Source organism: Faecalitalea cylindroides, from assembly GCF_028321995.1.
Taxonomy (GTDB): Bacteria; Bacillota_I; Bacilli_A; order Erysipelotrichales; family Erysipelotrichaceae; genus Faecalitalea; species Faecalitalea cylindroides.
The window spans coordinates 50530-72598 of the sequence record NZ_JAQLXG010000009.1 but is presented as its reverse complement, the minus strand read 5'-3'; the positions used below and the strand labels follow the sequence as shown (position 1 = coordinate 72598).

Genomic DNA, 22069 nt, shown 5'->3' with positions numbered 1-22069 from the left:
CGACGATCAATCGATCGCCGCTTTTTGATTCTTTTCTAATTGATAAAGATTCTTCCATTCATGTCTTAAAAGACAAACACTGACTATAAACGCAACAAAATCGGCAACAGGAGCTGCATATATCAATCCATCCAACCCCATAAAGATTGGAAAAATTAAGGCAAGTGGAATGAAAAACAACACTTGTCTGGTCAAGGACAAGACCATCCCTTTTAAAGGCTTTCCTATCGCGCTAAAGAATCCAGAAGATAACATCTGCACTCCGTTAATAGCCGCCATGAATAAATATGTTCGCATGAAACGAATCGCAAACTCAAAATATAATTTATCGCCCGAGCCAAAAATTGATAAAACCATTCCAGGACAAAATTGAAATAAAGACCACCCAATGACAGAAACCACTAGATTCAGTTTTAATGCAAGCATGAAAATTCCTCGGACACGATCATATTGTTTAGCCCCATAATTAAATCCAACAATTGGCTGCATCCCTTGTGAAATTCCAATGATGATAGCTAAAAGAATTGCATTGGTTTTCATGACAATACCGCAGGCAGCCAAAGGAATTTCCTGCCCATAAATGGAAAATTGTCCATAATACGTCATTGAATTATTCAATATGATCTGTACAAGCATCAATGAAATCTGATTTACACAGGAACTGATACCTATAGCACTCGTAGATAAAAATTCATGAAATGAGAAACGAAAATCCGAGCGGACCAGATTAACATTCTTAAATAATTTTAGATATCGTAAAGCCATCAAAGCACTGGCAATCTGACCGATTACCGTAGCCCATGCAGCCCCTTCAACTCCCATATCAAATACGAAGATAAAAATTGGATCCAAGATCGTATTAATTACAGCGCCAAGCACCATACAAGCCATTGAATATTTAGGTGAACCATCTGCACGAATCATATTTGACATTACATTGGTCGTAATCAAAAATGGAACGCCCCATGTTGTGATTTGCGTATAAGAATACGCATAAGGGAAAATCTGATCCGTTGAGCCAAAGGCATACAATAATGGAGTTAAGAAAGTCAGGACCAGAATGACATATAAAGCACTCAAGATCAACATAGATACAAAACCATTGCCCACCACACAAGCGGCCTTGTCATTTTCCTTAGCTCCAATATATAAAGAAAAGCGTGATGCACTTCCTATACCTACCAATAAAGCAATTGCCACTGAGATAGTCGTTAAAGGAAAGGCCACATTAGTAGCCGCATTCCCTAAATAACCAACACCCTGACCAATAAAAATCTGGTCTACAATATTATAAAGAGAGCTTACCAGCATTGATATGATGCTGGGAATCGCAAAACTTCTTAAAAGCTTAGATAACTTTTCAAACCCAAGTGGATTTTTATACATGGAATCACCCTTTCGCCTTTGGAAATATACACTATAATCATAAAAAAGAAAAGATGTTTTAATCCATCTTTTCGAAATGCGCTATCAATTTTTTATCCCCTAAGGAATGCTCTCGAATTTCAATCAATTCATTGCCTCTTTCATCAAACCAGCCTACAAATCGATACCCTTCTTTTTTAGCCGGTTTTAATTTGATCGTCTTATCAAAATATGTATAAGTCCTTGGATTCGACCTTGAGGCATACCCTTTTCCTACATCGTATATGATTGAAAAATGTGTCACTTCCCAGCGGGCATACAATGTGCAATCTTCCTCGATCGTTTGATCATATGTATACTGCCAATGATAATCCAAATCCCAATACCATCCCATAAACGTATATCCTAATCGCATTGGTGTACGTATATCTTCTAATTTTTTATCAGAGTTTGTCTGCATGTTTGGAATAATAGCTCCCCCAAACGTTTCAAACTGAACAGTATTGAAATCGCGATATTTTGCGACCAAAGTGACAGGCTGACATTGCTGTTCAGGAATATACTCAACTCTCTTCCCATCTAAATACCAGCCTTCAAATATCTTCCCTTGTTTTTTTGCCGGATATAATCGAATAACACCTGACTCTATCGTGATATATTTAGGATTCTTTCTTGAATTCATACCACCGTCTGTTTGATACACGACCGGATACCAAATAGGAATCCATTTATCATATAAGCTCATCGTATGAGGCAATATTCCTCCCGGATTGATCCTTTTTGTACACTCTTTATCTATATACCATCCGGCAAAATGATAACCTTTTCTCTCTTCCATATCTTTTAAAACCTCGTGTTGAAATTAAAAATACTTTCTGTTATAATACTTTTGCTGTCCTCGTAGCTCAGTTGGATAGAGCATGCGCCTTCTAAGCGCACGGTCGGGAGTTCGAGTCTCTCCGAGGACGCCATTTCTATTTACATTTAGAACTGCAGATCATGCAGTTCTTTTTTTATTCAATAATAAAAACCACACCCTGACGATCTGCTGAACCAGAGGCTAGAGATACTTCTTTATCCAAATAAGCATCAAGATCTAATGTATCCAATTTCCCTTCCATGATCAAATTCTTTTGATTCTGTTTATAGATCTTAATATATGAATCTGTATGCATGATCGAAACATAATTTCTTAACTTCATCACAACATCCCCTTTTTTTTATTATAATACACTTCTAAAAAGAATGACATATAAAATCAAGCCTGACAACGCCAGGCTTTTTCTTACCAATCTTCTCTGTGAACGATCTGTCCTTCAACATGAGCTCCGTCTATTGTCAAAATTCCATAACTAGGCGTTTTGCCATCGCGGGGGCTTGTTGTTGATCCAGGATTCATCAAAAAGATTCCATTTTTCCATGTCATCTTTGAAACATGCGTATGCCCATAAAGAACGATATCGCAACCATTGTCGTATGCCATAGAAGCTAATGTTTCTTCTCGATTTAAAAACGAACAACGGTGTGAATGAAGAACAAGAATACGGTGGCCCTGTGCCTCAATGATGCGTTCATCTTCAAATCCAACAAAGTAATCATTATTTCCTCGAACAAAGATCCACTGTGGATACCATTGAGGATCATCTTCTAAATCTCCACAATGAATGAAAAGATCTGCATCCTTGTGTTTATCAATAAGTTCATCCAAAATATCGTTTCGATAGTGTGTATCACTGACTACAATAATTTTCATCATATTTCCTCTTAATTTAATTCTTCTTCAAAAGTCATCTCTTCCATGCATACATCTTTATCATGCATTTGTCTTGCGGTCTGCTCCCCCACATATCGTAATACAAAAGGTTGATAAAGCTGGTTTGTTGTAGATTCTTTACCCTCAGGATAACGAATGACAAAACCATAACGATATGCATTTTCTCGGAGCCAATCCATTTTTAGTCGAGCGGTATCTGATAAGTTTTCTAAAACTGTCGTATAATCTCTAGTTACATATACATTGTTTTCTATGCATAGATTGATCCATTCATCCATTTCCTGTAAACCAATTGTAAATCCTAATTGAAATTCATTTTGACCTGCCGGAAGCATATAATCATTAATCTGATCTGGGATTCGATTATTTAATTGAACATATTCTTCCATGATAGCTTCATACGATAAATATCCTTGCGCAAGATCTAATGAAACTTCATTATTCATCACAGAAGCAAAATCCTGGATCATAGATTGAAGATTCGAAGCTACTTCACTTCTTACAGAAACAGAAGAAACGCTCACTAGATCTGATGGAACATATTTATAAACTGTACTATTCTCATTCAAGATAACATAAGGAAGACTTGGATCACTTACGAGTTCAAGATTTTCATTAAAAATGGCTTCATTTTCATAAAATGTAGTTAAATCAACATAAGTATAATGCTTCAACAAAGTCACAAGAATATCTCGAGAAAAGTTTTGACGATATTTATTCACAAAATTTACGATATAATCATTCGATGCATCTTGAACACTTTTGGCAGCACTATATAAATATGCGTTATGAAGATCAAAATCTGGCTCATCGATAAATGGAAGAAATGTTTCTGGTTTGATCTGCTGCGTAATCAGATAGTCTATATCTTCACTATCCAGCTTTTCCAATATGATATCTCTATTTTCCTCAGTAACATACGGATAGCGGGCAAGCGGATCATAGGAACGATTGATCTGATAGAAACAAATACATCCAACACAGAAACAGACTACGATCAATAAAACTCTTAGACTAAGCGTTTTTTTATCCATTCTCTGACTCCTTTAAAGGAATTATACTCTGCTTATCTTCTTCATGCAAACGCTGATACAAACTAAGCGCTACATCCTGTGGTAAAACTTCGGATAACTGTTCAACGCTTGCCAAACGTATCTGTTTCATGCTCTTAAAATGTTTTAAAAGCTGTTTTTTACGCTTTTCTCCAATACCGCTTACTGTGTCTAACATAGATTGTGTCATTCCTTTTGATCGAAGTTTTCTATGATAGCTAATGGCAAAGCGATGTACCTCATCCTGCATCCTTGTCAATAAAAAGAACAAAGGATCTTCTTTATTTAAAGGTATCTCATTTAGATTTTCATCAATCAAAGCCCTTGTACTGTGCTTATCATCTTTGACCAAACCAGCTATACGTAAATCTAGATCCAACATTTCCTTTATTTCTTTAGCCGCGTTGATTTGCAAAGCACCACCATCTACCAACAAAAGATCTGGCATTGGTTTCCCTTCTTTCAATAAGCGAAAATAGCGGCGGTATATAACTTCTTTCATACTGTCTAGATCCGACACATAACCATCTAATTTATAATGGCGATATTGGCTTTTATCTGGTTTACCATTCTCAAAGACAACCAGCCCACTCACATTATAAGCTCCAGAAATATGCGAGTTATCAAACATTTCAACCGTTTCTATCTTTGCATGAAAGATTCTCGAAAGATGTTGATTGGCCATTTCGAGTTCTTTATCTTTACGGAATACAAGCTGAAATTTTTGGTCATGCGCTTCTTTGGCATTCTTGATGACAAGATCGACTAATTTCTTCTTTTCTCCTCGTTTTGGTATATGCACTCTTGTATCCAAAGCTTCTTCCAAAACCTCAACTGGTGTTCCTTCTGGTACTAAAATTTCAGAGGGAACAATATTCTTTTGATAGTATTGAACGATATAGGATACAAACGCTTCCATCGTATCTTCATAGATTGGTTCGATACTAAGGGTTCTTTCCAATAACTTCCCTTTTCGAATAAAAAAGCCTTGAAAAGAGATATATCCTTTATCTTCATACCAGCCAAAAACATCGCGCGAAGCACGATCTTTAAAATCAATTGTCTGCTTTTCAATTACATGTTCAATGGCTTGAATTAAGTCATAAATTTCTTTTGCCCTTTCAAAGCGAAGCTCATCACTAGCCTGTTGCATTTGCTTTGTAAGATCATCTATGATCTCTTTAGCATCCCCATCAAGAAAGCGACGAATGGCTTTGCGATTTTCTTCATTGACCTTATTATCAATTTCTTTAAAACAATATCCCAGACATTGATGCATGTGATAATAAAGACATGGCTGCTTAGGCATATTCTTACATTTTCGAATTGGAAAGATCTGATTGATCAATCGAACAATTTCATAAGCTGACTGAGCACTTGGATACGGACCATAATAAGTATCCTTTTTATTCTTCACCTGACGTGAAACTCGAACAGTAAAACATGGATCTTTAGAGATTACGATGTATGGATACGATTTATCATCCATAAACATAATGTTAAATGGTGGTGTATGTTTCTTGATCAAATTGATTTCCAATAATAAAGCTTCTTTTTCAGAACCAGTTACGATAAATTCGAAATCTCGAATATGTGAAACTAATCGAGTTGTTTTATTATCGTGAACACCGTGAAAATAAGAACGAACTCTATTCTTTAACACTTTGGCTTTTCCTACATACAAGATCTTCCCTTTTTCATCTTTCATTATGTAGCATCCAGGCTGATCTGGTAAAAGCGCCAATTTATCCTGTAGATGTTGAGAAATCATACGGTTCACCTACTTCAACACTACAATTGTAGCCCCAAGACCACCTTCTGATGGACCTGCGCTAGTTTTGGATTTCACTTGAGGATGCTTATCTAAATCACGCCAAACTGCATTCCTTAACTTTCCTGTTCCCATTCCATGAATAACACGAACTTGTTTTACTTTATGTGCAACCGCTTGATCTAGATAATCATCCAATGCCTTTAGTCCTTCTTCAACATGCATACCAATCAAGTTGATCTCCAAAGGGAAACGTTTGAAAACACGATCTACTGAAGAAGAGGAAACTTTCTTTATTTGTGGACGAGGCATCTTCTTTAAACGCGATAACTTGATCTTCATCTTCATTCCATTAGTTAAGATCGTTGCTTCTTTCTTTCGTATATCCAGGATCTCTCCATGTGAATTCAAATCCACAACACGCACATAGTCTCCTACCTTCAAATCTTCGTTAGCTTCCGGTTCTTCTTCCTTTTCAGGTCCTAACAAGTTGATCTTATGCATCATTTGAGTCTGTTCATGGATTTTTTGATGTTTTTGTTTGCGCAACTCATCAATGATTTCTTTTGCCTCGGCTCTTTTTTCTTCCAGCATATCATTCAGCTTTTCTTCATACTCACGATCAAAGCACATCTTTCTCGCATCCAATTCTTCTTGTTTTTGAGCTGCTTCCTTTTGAAGCCTATGAGCATCTTGGATCAATTTATTGAAACGATCTTTTTGTTTTAACACATCATTTTGAAGCTTTTCTAACTTTTCAAGTTCTTTTTCAACATTTTGTTCATTCTCATTTTTAAATTGAACAGCTTTATCTAAGATAGCTGCATTTAAATGATATTGAGCAGCGATATCAAACGCATATGAAGCTCCAGACACCCCTGGAATATATCGATAAGTCGGTTTCAATGTATCCTTATCAAATTCTACGCTGGAAACCAATATATGTTCATTGGCTTTACCAAATGCCTTAACTTGTGAATAATGAGTACTGGTAATGATCGTACAACCTTTATTAATTAAAAAATCCAAGATTGCTACAGCAAGGCTTGCCCCCTGTAAAGGATCTGTACCATTTCCTACTTCATCCAAAAGCACAAAAGAACGTTCATCACATTCATTACAGATAGTTGATATTTTTGAAATGTGTGAAGAAAAAGTAGACAAGTTGTTTTCAATGGATTGATTATCACCAATATCAAAATACATAGATGTATAAAATGGTATCGTTGCCTTATGACAAAGCACAGGAAAACCACAGTGACTCAAAGCGACAAAAAGTCCTACAGTTTTTAATGTCACAGTTTTTCCACCCATATTTGGGCCTGAGATCATTAAACAATATTCATTTGATTTTAAAGTATAGTTATTGGCAACCACTTTCTTTTCATCAATCAATGGATGTCTGGCATGCTCCAGTAACATAGCATGATTCCTGGTCTGAATAACAGGAATGCACCCATCATAACGATATGCCCATCTTGCCTTGGCTAGTTCTGTATCAATTAATGTCATCGTTTCTAAATTAGAAGAAATTGCGATTGAATTAGACGCTACTTTTTTGGTCAATTCCTTACAAATTCTTTGTTTTTCTTCTTCAATCTCAGAGATGATCATTTGAATTCGGTTGTTCAATGAAATAAATTCCTGAGGTTCTACATAGTAAGCCAACCCGCTTTGGCTAGAGCCATGGATCATACCGCCAAAACTATATTTATCCTGTGCCTTAACAAGCACACATAAACGATTGGAAACTGTGGTCGTCATTGCTTCCATCAATTTGGAATTGTTCTTTTTAAGAAAAGATCGAGATCTTGTTTGTAAATCTAAGCGAGTGTCTATTAATTCCTTATGTTTATTTTTTAATAATGATGTTGCATCTTCTTTGATGGAACCTGTCATATCAATTTGTTTTTGAATCGATGTTACTAAATCTGTACATAACGTCATGCTTCTAGCATGATCATTCAACAATGGATATGTTTCATCAAATGCATTATAAACACTACGACAAGCGACTAAGAAAGTCATGATATCCAATAATTCTTTTCCATTTAAGATCATGCGCTTTGATGCTTTGGCGACATATCCAGATACGTCATGACACCCTGCCATGTTTAAGATCGATCCACTTCTTACAAATTCCAGACCTTCTTTTACAAGATCTAAATGCTCCATAATTTCCATACGGTCATGGAGAGGAAGTGAATCTTTAATCTCATTTTTCGAGCATGAAAAAGAAGCAAACGATGCAACTTGCTCCAAGACGCGATCAAAATCAATAGCTTTATTTAATTCTTCTCGATAATTTTCCACAAACATCACCTACCAAATATATGAAATTAGTTCGTCCACAAAAGATAGAACACCACTCTGCACAAATAAACTGCCATTTTCAATAAAAGGCAATCTTAAAAGGATCGTAATGAGACCAAGTATCAATAATACCTTAACAGCACCAAGCACAAGCCCAAGCATGTGATTGATAAACGATAAGGTTTTGATCTTGGAGGTTCCTCGCATCAAAAAACACAAGATCCAATATACAATACGAAACACAACGATCAAAATAACAAACCAAATGATCGCATTGATCAAAGAAGTACTGATATCGTTAATGATCGATACAGGCGTACTGATTTGATATATAGGAAATATATCGGCTACAGCACCACATAACATACCTGAAACGATATATGAGGCAATTAAAGAAACGACATCGAATAATTGTCGCATAAATCCTTTACGGTATGCCAAAAATAAAAATAAGGCACTCACAACAATGATGATCATATTATAGATCATAAAATCTTCTACATTTATTATCATGTGTGTATTTTATCACGATTTGAAAAATCACAAAACACATTTACATACTTCCAAGAAATAATCCCTTCCATTTTAAAAATATGTTACAATGCTTGCATGAACACAATAACGAAAATAATGTCAAAAAAGCAGATTGAACAACTCAAAAAACAAATCGATCCATATGTATTAAAAGTTAGCCAACCTGCTTATACATATTATCAAGCTAAACTCGAATCTTGTACGATCACTGCATATACAAGTGGGAAAGTTGTCTTTCAAGGAAAAGATCTTAACTGGCTATCTCAAGAAAGCTCTTCAGAATCAAAAAATATGTTTCCTCAAGCTGGAAGTGATGAAGTAGGAACTGGTGATTATTTTGGACCAGTTGTGGTCAGTGCCGTCATCGTATCCAAAGAAAATGAGGACGTATTACGAAACTTAAAGATTCAGGATTCAAAACAAATAAACGATGAAAAAATACGAGTGCTCGCAAAAGAAATTAAATCGCTTTGCCCACATACGATCTTGATCGTATCCAGCTCTAAATACAACAGCGTGCACAAGCAGCACAACATGGTTGATATCAAATGTAAACTACACAATCAAGCTTATTTGAACTTGATCAAAAAAGGATACACTTTACCTGAACACATTATCATCGATCAATTTGTTCAAGAAAAGAGCTACTATCGCTATTTATCCAATGAAAAAGAAGTCGTCAGAAACATTCATTTTGAGACCAAAGCCGAAAACAAATATCTGGCAGTTGCCTGCGCCAGCGTATTGGCCAGAAATGCTTTCTTAGAATACTGGGATATGCTTGAGGAAACATTTGATTTTACTTTTGAAAAAGGAGCAGGAAAAAAAGTCGATCAATGTGGAAAAAAATTTGTCCTTAAATATGGTATGGATAAATTAAATGAAGTTGCCAAGATTCACTTTAAAAACACAGAAAAAATACTTGATCTTATAAACAAATAAAAACGCACAATGGCGTTTTTTTTAATTCTCAATAAATTCAAATTCAAATCCACATAGCTGTACGGTATCTCCATCCATACAACCTGCTTCTCTTAAAGCTGCATCAATTCCCATATAGCGCATTCGATCCGCAAATAAATAGAAATCTTCTTCTGTATTCAGCTTGTTGATATTAAAGACACGTTCAATTTTTGTTCCAGTAACTTGCCATACATGATCTTCAACTTGCGTAACTTCAATTTCCGGTCTTTTCTCTTCGAATGTGTATAGAACACTTGATTCGGTTCCTTCATCATCCATGATTGGGAATGTAGGCGTAGTCGCTAACAGATCCGCTGCCTTTCTTAATACTGGATCTAATCCTTCGTGAATAATTGTAGTTGTTTCAAACACTTCTACATCCGGATATTTCTTCTTAAATCGTTCTAGATTTTCTTTGGCATTATCTAGATCCATTTTATTCGCCACAACAATTTGCGGTCTTTCCAATAAACGCATCTGATAATCTTTTAATTCATTATTAATAATTTCATAGTCTTCCAGTGGATCTCTTCCCTCCGAAGACCCCATATCTATAACATGAAGAATGACGCGGCAACGTTCAATATGTTTTAAAAATTGATGTCCTAATCCTTTACCGGTACTAGCTCCTTCAATAAGACCTGGAAGATCAGCTAAAATAAAGCTTCTTCCATCTTTTGTTTGAACGACACCAACATTTGGATGAATGGTCGTAAAAGGATAGTCTCCAATTTCAGGACGGGCACGTGAAACCGCGTCCAGGAATGTTGATTTCCCAACACTTGGAAAACCGACAAGTCCTACATCAGCCAAGACTCTTAACTCGACAATTGCATCAAACTCATCACCTGGTTTACCATCTTCTGCATATTTTGGAGCTGTATTACGACTGGATTTAAAATGGAAATTTCCTCTTCCGCCTTTTCCTCCATGGGCAACGATCTGTTGTTGATGAGGCTTAGTGAGATCGGCAACGATTTGACCCGTTTCGGCAACTTTTACGATCGTGCCAAGCGGTACTTTTACGATCTTATCCTCTCCGTTTGCCCCATGCATCTTTTTATTTTTACCTTTTTCTCCTGGAGTTGCGAATACCTTGCGATGATATCTCAGATCTAAAAGTGTTGTCATTCCTGGATCTGCTTCAAAAATAACATTTCCACCATCACCACCATCGCCACCAAAAGGGCCACCGTAGGCTACATATTTTTCATGTCTAAAACTTACGATTCCATCTCCACCACGACCGGCCTTGATATGTACTTTTACCTGATCTACAAACATTCTAGCAGCTCCTTTCTAATAACCAAAAAAATAGATCCCATCACCAGGGATCTAAATAATTCCTTAAGCCTGTGGATAAACAGAAACTTTCTTTTTATCCTTACCAAGACGTTCGTATTTGACAACACCGCTTACCAATGCGAATAAAGTATCGTCAGCTCCACGTTTTACGTTTGTACCTGGGTGAATTTTAGTTCCGCGCTGGCGGTAAATGATGCTTCCTGCATGACAAGACTGTCCATCAGCTAATTTTGCACCTAAACGTTTTGAATGAGAATCACGACCGTTCTTAGTAGAACCTACTCCTTTTTTAGAAGCAAAAAATTGAATATCTAATGTAAAACGCATGATTACACCTCTTTCCTTATGATTCTGATATATTCAGGATAGCTCTCAACCATTGTCTCAAGCTGTATTACAATACATCTTAAGACTTGTTCAAGACCTTCCTTTGATTCTTTTACTTTGATAGAAATTCTATTTTCTTTCATTTCAAGGATACAATCGTTTTTAAACAATTGATCCAAAGCATTCAATGCTCCAATAGAGATTGAAGAAGCACCTGCGCATACTAGATCTTTTCCAGAATCATCAAATCCTGCATGTCCTTCAATTTCAATTGAAGAAATGAGATCCTTGGCACAGACTACTTTAACTGTAACCATTATTAAGCCTCGATTGCTTCGATTTTTACACGAGTATATGGCTGACGGTGTCCTTGTTTACGACGAGTTGAAGATTTTTTAGGTTTGTATTTCACGATAGTGATTTTCTTACCTTTACCCTGTTTTTCAACTACACCAGTAACTTTTGCACCTTCTACAAATGGTTTACCAATTTTTCCATCGGCGAACAACACTTTGTCGAATACTACAGTATCACCTTCGTTAGCTTCTAATTTTTCAACAAAGATAACTGCATCTTTTTCAACACGGATCTGTTTTCCACCTGTCTCGATAATTGCGTACATATGTGCACCTCCTATTCAAATGATTCTGATACTCGCCATAAAGGTGTGCATCGCAACTTAAACCTTTTCTGTGCGGTTGCTAGACCGAATCGGAGTCTGCAACGCATTTATTTTACTTAATAGAACATATAACGTCAAGTTATTTTAATACTTTTTTCATTATTCGTTAAATAATATTTAGTTACTTGTAGAAGATGGTAAGAATGGTCGAACCGCATCTGCTAAACTATGAATATTACGAGTTTGAATTAGAACTGTACCTTCCCCATGGAATTCATTGACCAACCCTTCGCCTGTTGTAAAGCCAAATGTACCTGACGCGATTGAAATATCATAATTAAGTGCAGCATCCCATGCGACAACATGTTCATTATCGATACGAATTGGATTATCTCTTGTCACTTGAAGAGCTAAAATATCACCAAAAGCTGAGACCAGTAAATCGCCTTCACCTTGTGTTTCCATCACAAACAATCCACCTGTGCCTCCAAATACTGCTTTTCCTAAATCTTGTGATTTCATAACATACTCTACACTGTCATCACAAGCTAAGAAGGCACCTGTATTCAATCGATACTGTTTATTAGCATCTACATGAAGACAGTGAATTTTACCTGGGATAGCAGGAGCTGCTCCTACATATGCATCTTCACTTTCTCCAGTAGCATGCGTAATAAACATACTTTCTCCACTGGTTATGCTTCGACCAATAGCGCTCAAAACTCCGCCAAACCCTTTTTTAGAGCTGTTCATCTTACCTTCTAAATGGGTATTTGAAATATAAGCCATTGCTCCTCGTTCTAGTTTGATTGTCTCATCAGTTCTTAATTCAATATGTACCAATGGACAATCTGAATCGCCTAATATTTTAAAATTCATAATATGTTTCCTCAACTTTCTTTTTTGCCACCTGCAACTAAAGTATAAACAACTACACATATACTTGTAAACAAAATATTAGTTATCTGAATCTACCCACTCCAATCGTCTTGCCAAAATAGACATATCACGATCTTTTTTCCCTTGAACAATGACAATCTGATTACGCTCGATTTTTAACTTATTTTGATCATAAAGACTCGGCATGACTGCCACATCAATCTTGCCGCATTCATCTTCAATATTCATAAAACACATCATATCCTGTCGTTTTGTTTTGTGTGTTCGAAAACTTGCAACCCTTCCTATCACCTGCACATAATCCATCTTTTCCTGTAATTGAGAAATTGGAATACATTTTGGATATTTTTTACGTAAAGTTTGTACTGGATGCTCACTTAAATAAAAACCTAAAATATGGTGTTCTCGTTGCGCTTTTAAAAGCGTATTCTCTTTGATCTTTAAAATCGAAGGTCTTGAAACGACTGTAAAATCAAAAAGAACCTGATTTTTTTCTTCAACACGAACAAGCCTTGCATAATCTAAAATCTTAGATAAATTTTCATTCCATGTTGCTCGATTATATTCAAACCCATCTAGAGCTCCACCATCGATTAAGATTCGTAAAGATGATTCACCCAAGCCTGCTGCCGAAACACGAACCACAAAATCAATACCATCTTTAAACTCTCCTTTAGTTCTTTCTTTTAAGATAATCGGATAGATTGATCTTCCAATTCCTTTCATGACTTGAAGTGGCATGCGTAAAGCATCATTTTCAATCGTATAAGAAGCCTGAGAATGATTCACATCACAAGGCAATATCTTAATTCCTCTATGTTGACACTCATATATATATTGAGCTGTCTTAACTTCTGAGCCTATAACACTATCTAATAACCTTTGATAAAAGAATAGTGGATAGTTTGCCTTAAGATAAGCCATCTGATAGGAAATCAACCCGTACGCATAACTGTGGGATTTGTTAAAACCATAGCCTCCAAATCGTTCCATGGAATCAAAGAGTTCTCCTGCCTGCTTATAAGACACTTTATTATTTAGAGCACCTTGAATAAACTGCTCTTTATAAGATTGCATGATTTCAACTTTCTTTTTAGACATAGCTTTTCTTAGATTATCGGCCTGTGCCAATGTAAAACCGCCAATAACCTGAGCACATTGCATAACTTGTTCCTGATAAATCATTAAGCCATAGGTTTCTTTTAAATAAGGTATAAGTTTTTCATGTGGATACTCAATCAAACTTGCATCATTCTTTCGTTTGATATATTCATCGATATTTTGCATAGCACCTGGTCGGTACAAAGCCAAAACAGCGCTGATATCTTCAAACTTAGAAGGTTTCATCTTACGTAACAAATTCTTGATTCCTTCACTCTCCAACTGGAAAACTCCAATCGTATCGCCTTTCGATAACAACTGATATGTCTTGGCATCATTTAAAGGAAGTTTCATGATATCAATATCTATATGGTGCTGTTTTAAAGTATTAATAATTTGATAAATCGTCGTTAAATTACGCAATCCTAAAAAATCCATCTTGATCAGACCAAGGTCTTCAAGATATTCCTGTGTGAATTGCGTTGCTGTATTTTCTTCATCAATTTGAACTAAAGGGCAAACTTTTTCAATATCCTGATCACTTAAAACGACACCAGCCGCATGTACGGAAATGTGTCGAGGAAGACCTTCCAATGGAAGACATAATTCAAACAATTCTTGATCCTTTTTGTCGGTATCGATCATTCTTTTAAAAGCCGGTATTTGTTGATATGCCATCTGCAACGTCATATTGGGGGCATTTCCAATTAATTTACATAATTCATCTACTTTTCGTATTGGCATCGCAATGACCCTTGCGACATCACGAAGCACCTGCTTTGCCTTCAAGGTATTAAACGTAACGATATGAGACACATGTCCAGCTCCATATTTTTCCTTTACATATTGAATCACTTCATCTCGTCTATCATCTGGAAAATCTGTATCGATATCAGGCATAGACACTCTATCCGGATTCAAAAACCTTTCAAACAATAAATGATTCTTAATAGGATCAATATGTGTAATTCCTAAGCAATATGCAACTAATGAGCCAGCCGCAGAACCACGTCCAGGACCTACATAAATATCTTGACTTCTGGCATAACGAATAAAATCCCAAACAATCAAGAAATAATCCGTAAAGCCCATGGAATTGATTACGGATAATTCATATTCCAATCTTCTAACATATTCTTCTGTTAAATGATTATTCAAGCGCTTTAAAAGACCTTTCTTACAAAGTTTGATCAAATATGTTTGAGAGTTAATACCTAATTTATTTTCAAAGTGAGGAAGATGACTCTTTCTCATAGCCAATTGGATATTACATCTTTCAGCGATTTCTTCTGTCGCATTCAAATCATCTTTATCATATAAAGCGTTCATTTCCTCTTGACTACGATAATAACGATCATACAAAACATTCAATGTTTGATCATGAATCGTAGTCTGTTTATCGATTGCTTTTAAGATTCTCTGCTTTTCTACATCTTCTTTATATGCATAAAAAATTCTAGATAGAGCAACTGTCCTGCAGCCACAGTCATGAGCAACTCTTTTTAAAATGACATTTTTATTTGCCCGATATTTTGAATCATTCATCGCAATAGAAACATAGAAATCCGGTATATGCTCATGACAATATTTTAAAATTTGTTCTAATTTTTCTAATTCATCATTATCAATATATTGTTCAAGAGAATCATCATCTCCTGCAGTTAATACTATGCAATCCAAAACATACTTGAATAATATTTCCAGCGAAACCTTTGATGGATCATTCATTAAGATCGTACTTAAAGCATAAAGATCTTGCAGACCCCTATCATTTTTAGCAAGCAGAATAAAATCAAAGGGTTGGTCTTGATAAACAGAATCTACTTCTAACCCTACAATTGGATGAATTCCTTTCTCCTGGCAAAGTTTGATAAACTTCATAGTTCCATACATAGAACGTTTGTCCGTTAAACAAGCATGATTAAAACCATACTTAATAGCCATATCAACTATCTGTTCTATTCTAAACGGTGATTCTAATAATGAATATGCACTCCTAGTATGTAAATGAACCATAAACTCTCCTTCTATGCACTTATTTTACCATAAAGTTACCTAAAAAAAATGTCGGACATATATCCGACATAAATAACGCCTAAAATTTCTTTGTAATATTAATCATTTTGAAATTCTTTTCTTAATATTTCATGAGGTGGTTCTATCTCATTGGCTATAGTATGTTCTGTTAATTCAGATAATACTTTTATCTTTGAATTAAGAATAGGTCTCATACAATTGGGAACATGTTCCTGATGAGCTCTGTGAATTGCCACACACTCTTTACAGTTGCCATGATAACGACACGCTTTTTGACAAGGGCAATGATCTTTTTCTCTATACGCTTTGCGAAATTCTGCAACAAACTCTTCCTGTAATCTTAATCCTTCTTGACGATTTCCTTGATGAAATTCTTTCATTGCTTCCAACTCTTTTGGATTGTTTTCAATAATCATTTAAACAAACTCCTTTTTATTATCAATCACCTTTTCATTATACATCTTCTTCATTAATCAGAAAACAAAAAAAGGACTTGTAAAGGGTGCATATTTATGCCGGACCCTTACAAGTCCTTTATATAAAGCACTGGTGCTGACGGAGGGATTTGAACCCCCGACCTACTCATTACGAATGAGTTGCAAGAATTATTTGTTATTTATGGCTTAAAATCATGGAATCTATTAGTAACACCTTATAATTTTTAAATTGAACTCCACTTATCTATTTAAAATATAACACACTTGCAAATCTACATCAATTAACTTTTATTCTATACTAAAAAATTTTGTACTAAACTATTTCTAAAAATAAATAAAAATTGGATGTCTAATAGACACCCAAACATTTAATGATATATTTTCACCCTCATACTTTATAGGATTCAATATCTTTAAATTTTATCTCAAATTACATAAGAACACTTCACCAGTATTAAAAATAATTTTAACTGCCACTGGAGAAGTAGTATTTGTTTCTACTTCTGCAGGACACTCAACCAACGTGTCTACACCTTTGGTAGTTAATGGAGCTATAGTTGTTATATTTGAATATGTAAAACCTAGATTATCATCTTGTACAACTTGAAACCCTTCATAGGAGTAATCATTGTCATAAATAACCTCAACATCATATATTTCATCACATCGTAAGTCATTTTTAGAATTGTTTTTTATATTTGCTTTTAAATAAATATAAACCTTATCCCCATCTGGTGAGTAATAACTATAAAGAATAGGTTTATGAACAGGTTCTACCCGATGTGAAAACTCCAATTTTTCAAGGGTAAAATCAATATTCCCAACACTTTTTGTTTCTCCCACACTAATTAATAAGTGCTTAGATACTTCTTCAGCTCTTTTAATCGCATTATTTTTTATCGTTGAATCTTCTTTAATATTTTCATTCGTTACAATATTTTGATATGTATTTAATGCATTAGCGTAATCTTTTTCTTCTTCTAAAGAATTTCCATATTGGTATAAAGAATATCCTGCAACAGCTGGTGTTAATCCATTCAAAATAGAATTTGACACATCTTCACTTACTTCTGCATATTTTGGAAGTGCAATAATTTCGCCTAATTCATCTAAATTATCTGCGGTAATCGGATAAATTTCAGTTAATTTTTCTGTATTAATATAATATGGAGAATTTGCAAATTCTTCGCTAGAAAAACTATATATATCTTCTGATTTCTTCTCAATTTCTTGAGCAAAAACTTTTTCAAGTTCTTCATTCATTTTGTTATTTTTATAAAGATTAATAATTTCCTCAGATTTGTTATTCTCTACTCCTTCCTTGATAACTTCTTCTGGTGATTTCATCGAACAGCCGAATAATGAAATCGACATTGCAGTCATACAGACAGCACTTAAAAATATTTTTTTCATACTAAAACCCTTTCCTCTTATAAAATTATAGATTATACATAGATAAATGTAAACGATTTCATTTAGCAAACTTTCTGATGTTTGATACTTTAACCTAATCAATAAATTAAATAAAAAAGATCAAGAATTATTCTCTTGATCCTTTTATATTGTAATAACGTTGATATTTTATATAAAATGATTATTTAATATTAGATAATACAAGAAAAAATTTTCCCTTCAATAAACTCAGATAATTCTTTAGAGGTAAGTGTATATACTTTGTTAAAATATAATGATTCAAATTTAGCTAAAGAAAACCTTGGGGCTTCTTTAATATCTATCTTTCCTAACTCATTTAACTTTTCTTGCATTTTTGTAAGATCAAAACTTTCTCTTCTTGGGTTTTTCTCAAGATTATAACATAGTATAAAACTAGAATTTTTCACGAAATTCTTATTTTCATTAATCTGTAATAGCAATAAACTATTGGATATCTTCGATGAAATTTGCGTTTTCGTATTCTTACTTTTATTAATCTGTCCATTTTTGAATTCAATTAAAAATAGCTCTCCATCTATTCTACATATTGCATCAACTGTATGAATTTCGTCTTTTACATTATACAATTTATCCAAAAATTTCGAAGAAAAACTATCAAAGTTTATCACTCTTTCCCCACTGTCAATCATATATTCATGAACATCATTTTTAGAAGAATCATCAGAGCAACTTTTTAAGGTGTCTATAAAATCCGTATATGGCAATTTACTCATCAATATTCTCCTCAATATATTGAAGATCGTTAAATGGCTCAGCTAATTTTTTATAAATAATATCTAAATTTGAATTTACATTTTCAAAACATGCCTTTTCGTTATCATCTAAATATGAATTATAATAATTACATTTCTCACTTATATCATGCTTCTTAGAAAAGACTTGTATTGCATTCAAAAAATATGGGCTATGCGTTGTGATTAAAATATTTAAATCAAATTCTTTTTGTAATAATACTAAAAGCTCTGCATATAAAATTTGCCATTTGGGGTGTAAATGGACTTCTGGCTCATCCAAAATTATCATTGATTTTTCTTGTATCTCATTATCTTCTAATAACTTTAATAATATTGCAAATGATTTTATACCTGTAGATAAATTTGGTAATTCCAAATCAAAATCTTGGTCTACATGGAACATAAGCTTTTCATTCTTTAATATAAAGTCACCTTTTACTTCTTTTTTAATTAATTTAAGATATTTTCTAATTCTATTATCTAAAATATCTTGTTCTATTAATGAACCAGATTTCTTATTAGATGAAAGTACTTTTAATAAATAACTAAAATGATCATTTGAGTCATCGCTATCCAAAAACCTATTTAAAAAAGAATTATTATAATTTCTAAAATTTAATCTATCCAAGATAAAAGGATCATCAATCAAAACACAATTTTTATTTAATTCGAATGGTTTTTCAGATATAAAGTTATTTTGATATATTTCTAATTTAAATGTTTCATGGTGTACAACCAAACTTATTTTTATTGGCTGCTCAGTGGATAATAAATAATGATACTGTTTTCTAAACTCATCAGAAAATATTCTACTAATAATAAGATTTTCTAATCTATTTCTATTAAAATTGATAATTTGTAACAAACTATCGATTTTTTCACCGTTTATTGTTTTTTTATTTATAATAGATGCCTCTCGCAAACAATCAAAAATATTTTGATAATCGTATTTTTCCAAATTAATTAATTTTTTTGACAGATTTTCTAATTTTTTTAGTTCTGAAAAATTAGTTATATCTGTCATCGCAAACAATTCCTTTGCTAAAGACGCTACTACCTCATTATTTACTCTTTCATCTAAACATTTAAAAGAAGTAAAAACAGAAAACAAAACTTTACCTACGGTACTTTTACCTGTATCATTTTCTCCAGCAATTACAGTTATACCATCAAAATCAATATTTGCATTTTTAATTTTTGCAAAATTCTCAATATTTAATTTCATATATTTACCTCGTCGTAAATATTATCATATTTACCCAATATATTGAATATTATTGCGCAAATTATTTATCAATTTTATCACTATATTACTTTCTAATATAACCTAACTACAAAAAGCTTTCTCTTCGTTTGATTATCTTCAAGTTCTTGATGTACTTGTGCATGGAACATTTCATGGCCTATATAATCAACCCATCCTATAATTTATATCTTAATATTCTGTCAAAATGTCTTCAAAATCTATCTGTAACTTCTAATCCTCTATATAATCCTCTTTTCATTACAGTTAGTCTAACGCATGCATAATCAATCGTTCGAAAAGGTATACTTTTACGAACGTATAAAAATGAATGTAAAACGAGTTTGTAAATGTGTATTTGATAATTTAACGACGTTCGTATTTGTTGTGTATTTTTGCGAACTAATATAGTATTATATTTATAGAATTTATAGAGGTGGTTAAAATGAATAAAATTTGGGGTTACGCAAGAGTTTCGTCGAAAGACCAAAATGAAGAAAGGCAAGTTGAAGAATTATTACCTCTTGTCACAAGTGAAGCATATTTGATTATAGAAAAACAGAGTGGAAAAGATTTTAATAGACCAAAGTATCAGTGGCTAAAGGAATTGATGGATTCAGGAGACACACTTGTTATAAAATCTCTTGATAGGTTAGGAAGAAATTATAATCAAATAAAAGAAGAATGGAATGATTTGCTTAAAAAAGGAGTATATATTAAAGTTGTTGATAATCCCTTGCTTGATACAAGTAAATACAAAGATAATGACTTAATGTCTCAATTTATGTCTAATATTGTATTAGAGGTATTATCATTTGTTGCGGAAAACGAACGTAAAAATATTAAACAAAGACAAGCTGAAGGAATAGCTATTGCAAAGGCTTCTGGTAAACGATTAGGACGCCCAAGAGCAACGTATCCTAATAATTGGATAAATGTATACCCTAAGTGGAAACAAGGCTCTATAACCGCTGTACAAGCAATGAAAGAGTGCGGATTAACTAAAACAACATTTTACAAACTCGCCAAACAGTATGAAAAAAGCTCGCTCAAATAAGAACGGGCTTATCAACTTAATCATTCTCTAATATTTTTTTCATGAAATCATCGATACAATCATTTAAATTATTCTGTAAGGATATTCTAGGCACGTGAAAAATAGATAGTGCTTTATCTAAATAATTTCTATCCCATAAATCAACCCCAACTTCTTTTGCAAGTTCAATCGCGCTGGTAGTAAAATAACTATTTGTAATAACAATTTTCTTATCACACTTATAATACAATGCACCTGCAATTACTTCCTGTACAGCTTTATTCCCAACATTTTCAACATATCTTTTTGCTTGTATACCATATGTCACATCATCTTTTTTTGCAATCAAATCTAACCCCTGGTCGTTTGTGCTCGGAGTAAGTGTACATTCATATCCTTGAAGAACAAAAAAATAAAATAAAAACTTCTCAAATTCGAGGCCACTCATAAAATCAATATCCTCAATTTTATAATATAAATCAGCTCCCCCGTTGAAAATGTTCTCAAGCTTACTGATACACTGAGAAACTTCAGGAATTATAGAGAAGGAGTAATTCCCGAGATTTTCTCCCTCATGGTTAAGACAATATAGACTACCAATTAAGTATGAAAGTGAATCATCCTTTATATCTAATTTTCCATCAGCTTGATATCGAATTAAATAATAGGCAAATTGATTTAAAACAGTCGATTCATCCAAAGTTTGAATTAAGATTCCTGGATACAACACTTTAAATTGCTCTTTAAAATAAAGAAGAACATCTACCAAAATAAATTGTGATAATTCTGAATATATATACATAATATTATTGAACCCAATTAATTCAGGAACGTATTTCTTAATTACATTATCACAAAATAACTCAAAGTTTTGTTTTTGCTCATTGTCAAATGTTTTTGAGAGTTGATTATTAAAATCACGACCTTTTTCTGCATAGATCTCAGTATAGATTAAATTTAGAAATTCAAAAAGCTTTTGGCCTTCTCCATATTCTGAATGTATAAAAAAATTATTAACTATAAAAAATCTACATTCTTTCCAGAACTCATCATTTTCACGTAATTTTTTTTCAAATATCTCATTAATATCTAACATAATT

Annotated in this window: 21 protein-coding genes, 1 tRNA gene and 1 other annotated feature; of the genes, 3 read left to right on the top strand and 19 right to left on the bottom strand. The window is 33.6% G+C overall.

The window, feature by feature from the left end:
• Positions 1–6 precede the first annotated feature (6 nt).
• On the bottom strand, positions 7–1386 hold the full coding sequence (locus PND65_RS06320; RefSeq protein ID WP_195191016.1) for an MATE family efflux transporter: 1380 nt from the start codon (positions 1384–1386) through the stop codon (positions 7–9).
• Between the two features lie 58 nt (positions 1387–1444).
• Positions 1445–2203 (bottom strand): InlB B-repeat-containing protein, encoded by a 759-nt coding sequence (locus PND65_RS06315; protein WP_195375811.1) that lies wholly within the window; start codon positions 2201–2203, stop codon positions 1445–1447.
• A 56-nt stretch (positions 2204–2259) separates the two neighbouring features.
• On the opposite strand from PND65_RS06315, the gene PND65_RS06310 reads away from it, so the two are divergent.
• Positions 2260–2336 (top strand) — tRNA-Arg (locus PND65_RS06310).
• 42 nt (positions 2337–2378) lie between these two features.
• On the opposite strand, the gene PND65_RS06305 is transcribed toward PND65_RS06310, so the two are convergent.
• From PND65_RS06305 to PND65_RS06280, 6 genes are all read right to left on the bottom strand, one after another.
• Positions 2379–2567, bottom strand: coding sequence for a hypothetical protein (locus PND65_RS06305; RefSeq protein WP_022356138.1), 189 nt, complete (start codon positions 2565–2567; stop codon positions 2379–2381).
• An 83-nt stretch (positions 2568–2650) separates the two neighbouring features.
• Positions 2651–3118, bottom strand: coding sequence for a metallophosphoesterase family protein (locus PND65_RS06300; RefSeq protein WP_015535853.1), 468 nt, complete (start codon positions 3116–3118; stop codon positions 2651–2653).
• Positions 3119–3129: 11 nt separating this feature from the next.
• Positions 3130–4173 carry a M15 family metallopeptidase gene (locus PND65_RS06295; protein ID WP_271991353.1) on the bottom strand — a complete coding sequence of 348 codons (1044 nt, stop codon included), beginning with the start codon at positions 4171–4173 and terminating at the stop codon, positions 3130–3132.
• On the bottom strand, positions 4166–5962 hold the full coding sequence (gene uvrC, locus PND65_RS06290) for an excinuclease ABC subunit UvrC (RefSeq protein ID WP_271991352.1): 1797 nt from the start codon (positions 5960–5962) through the stop codon (positions 4166–4168). Before uvrC ends, PND65_RS06295 begins: the two co-directional genes overlap by 8 nt.
• 9 nt (positions 5963–5971) lie before the next feature.
• On the bottom strand, positions 5972–8275 hold the full coding sequence (locus PND65_RS06285; RefSeq protein ID WP_271991351.1) for an endonuclease MutS2: 2304 nt from the start codon (positions 8273–8275) through the stop codon (positions 5972–5974).
• 9 nt (positions 8276–8284) lie between these two features.
• Positions 8285–8764, bottom strand: coding sequence for a CvpA family protein (locus PND65_RS06280; protein ID WP_271991350.1), 480 nt, complete (start codon positions 8762–8764; stop codon positions 8285–8287).
• 141 nt (positions 8765–8905) lie between these two features.
• Here PND65_RS06280 and rnhC point away from each other — a divergent pair, with 141 nt between their 5' ends.
• Positions 8906–9751: a ribonuclease HIII gene (gene rnhC / locus PND65_RS06275; protein ID WP_270459002.1), complete on the top strand. Its 846-nt coding sequence runs from the start codon at positions 8906–8908 to the stop codon at positions 9749–9751.
• Between the two features lie 21 nt (positions 9752–9772).
• Here the strand turns inward: rnhC and obgE are convergent, their stop codons facing one another.
• From obgE to PND65_RS06225, 10 genes are all read right to left on the bottom strand, one after another.
• Positions 9773–11056 (bottom strand): GTPase ObgE, encoded by a 1284-nt coding sequence (gene obgE / locus PND65_RS06270; RefSeq protein ID WP_271991348.1) that lies wholly within the window; start codon positions 11054–11056, stop codon positions 9773–9775.
• Positions 11057–11119: 63 nt separating this feature from the next.
• Positions 11120–11404 carry a 50S ribosomal protein L27 gene (gene rpmA, locus PND65_RS06265; RefSeq protein WP_015535859.1) on the bottom strand — a complete coding sequence of 95 codons (285 nt, stop codon included), beginning with the start codon at positions 11402–11404 and terminating at the stop codon, positions 11120–11122.
• Between the two features lie 2 nt (positions 11405–11406).
• A complete protein-coding gene (locus PND65_RS06260) occupies positions 11407–11721 on the bottom strand; it encodes a ribosomal-processing cysteine protease Prp (protein ID WP_015535860.1) in 315 nt (104 codons plus the stop codon).
• A gap of 2 nt (positions 11722–11723) precedes the next feature.
• Positions 11724–12026 (bottom strand): 50S ribosomal protein L21, encoded by a 303-nt coding sequence (gene rplU / locus PND65_RS06255; RefSeq protein WP_015535861.1) that lies wholly within the window; start codon positions 12024–12026, stop codon positions 11724–11726.
• Positions 12027–12044: 18 nt separating this feature from the next.
• Positions 12045–12114, bottom strand: a sequence feature (ribosomal protein L21 leader region).
• Positions 12115–12203: 89 nt separating this feature from the next.
• Positions 12204–12905 carry a TIGR00266 family protein gene (locus PND65_RS06250; protein ID WP_271991346.1) on the bottom strand — a complete coding sequence of 234 codons (702 nt, stop codon included), beginning with the start codon at positions 12903–12905 and terminating at the stop codon, positions 12204–12206.
• Positions 12906–12983: 78 nt separating this feature from the next.
• On the bottom strand, positions 12984–16043 hold the full coding sequence (dnaE, locus tag PND65_RS06245) for a DNA polymerase III subunit alpha (protein ID WP_271991344.1): 3060 nt from the start codon (positions 16041–16043) through the stop codon (positions 12984–12986).
• 98 nt (positions 16044–16141) lie between these two features.
• Positions 16142–16480 (bottom strand): hypothetical protein, encoded by a 339-nt coding sequence (locus tag PND65_RS06240; protein WP_022356146.1) that lies wholly within the window; start codon positions 16478–16480, stop codon positions 16142–16144.
• Positions 16481–16921: 441 nt separating this feature from the next.
• The gene (locus PND65_RS06235; protein WP_271991342.1) at positions 16922–17914 is read right to left on the bottom strand and encodes a hypothetical protein; all 993 of its coding nucleotides are present in this window, start codon (positions 17912–17914) and stop codon (positions 16922–16924) included.
• A 191-nt stretch (positions 17915–18105) separates the two neighbouring features.
• Positions 18106–18669, bottom strand: coding sequence for a hypothetical protein (locus tag PND65_RS06230; protein WP_271991340.1), 564 nt, complete (start codon positions 18667–18669; stop codon positions 18106–18108).
• Positions 18662–19915 (bottom strand): AAA family ATPase, encoded by a 1254-nt coding sequence (locus PND65_RS06225; RefSeq protein WP_271991338.1) that lies wholly within the window; start codon positions 19913–19915, stop codon positions 18662–18664. Before PND65_RS06225 ends, PND65_RS06230 begins: the two co-directional genes overlap by 8 nt.
• Before the next feature lie 463 nt (positions 19916–20378).
• Between PND65_RS06225 and PND65_RS06220 the strand changes: the two genes are divergently transcribed.
• The gene (locus PND65_RS06220) at positions 20379–20990 is read left to right on the top strand and encodes a recombinase family protein (protein ID WP_271991336.1); all 612 of its coding nucleotides are present in this window, start codon (positions 20379–20381) and stop codon (positions 20988–20990) included.
• Positions 20991–21006: 16 nt separating this feature from the next.
• Here PND65_RS06220 and PND65_RS06215 read toward each other — a convergent pair whose 3' ends face one another.
• The gene (locus tag PND65_RS06215; protein ID WP_271991334.1) at positions 21007–22065 is read right to left on the bottom strand and encodes a restriction endonuclease; all 1059 of its coding nucleotides are present in this window, start codon (positions 22063–22065) and stop codon (positions 21007–21009) included.
• Positions 22066–22069: the final 4 nt, after the last annotated feature.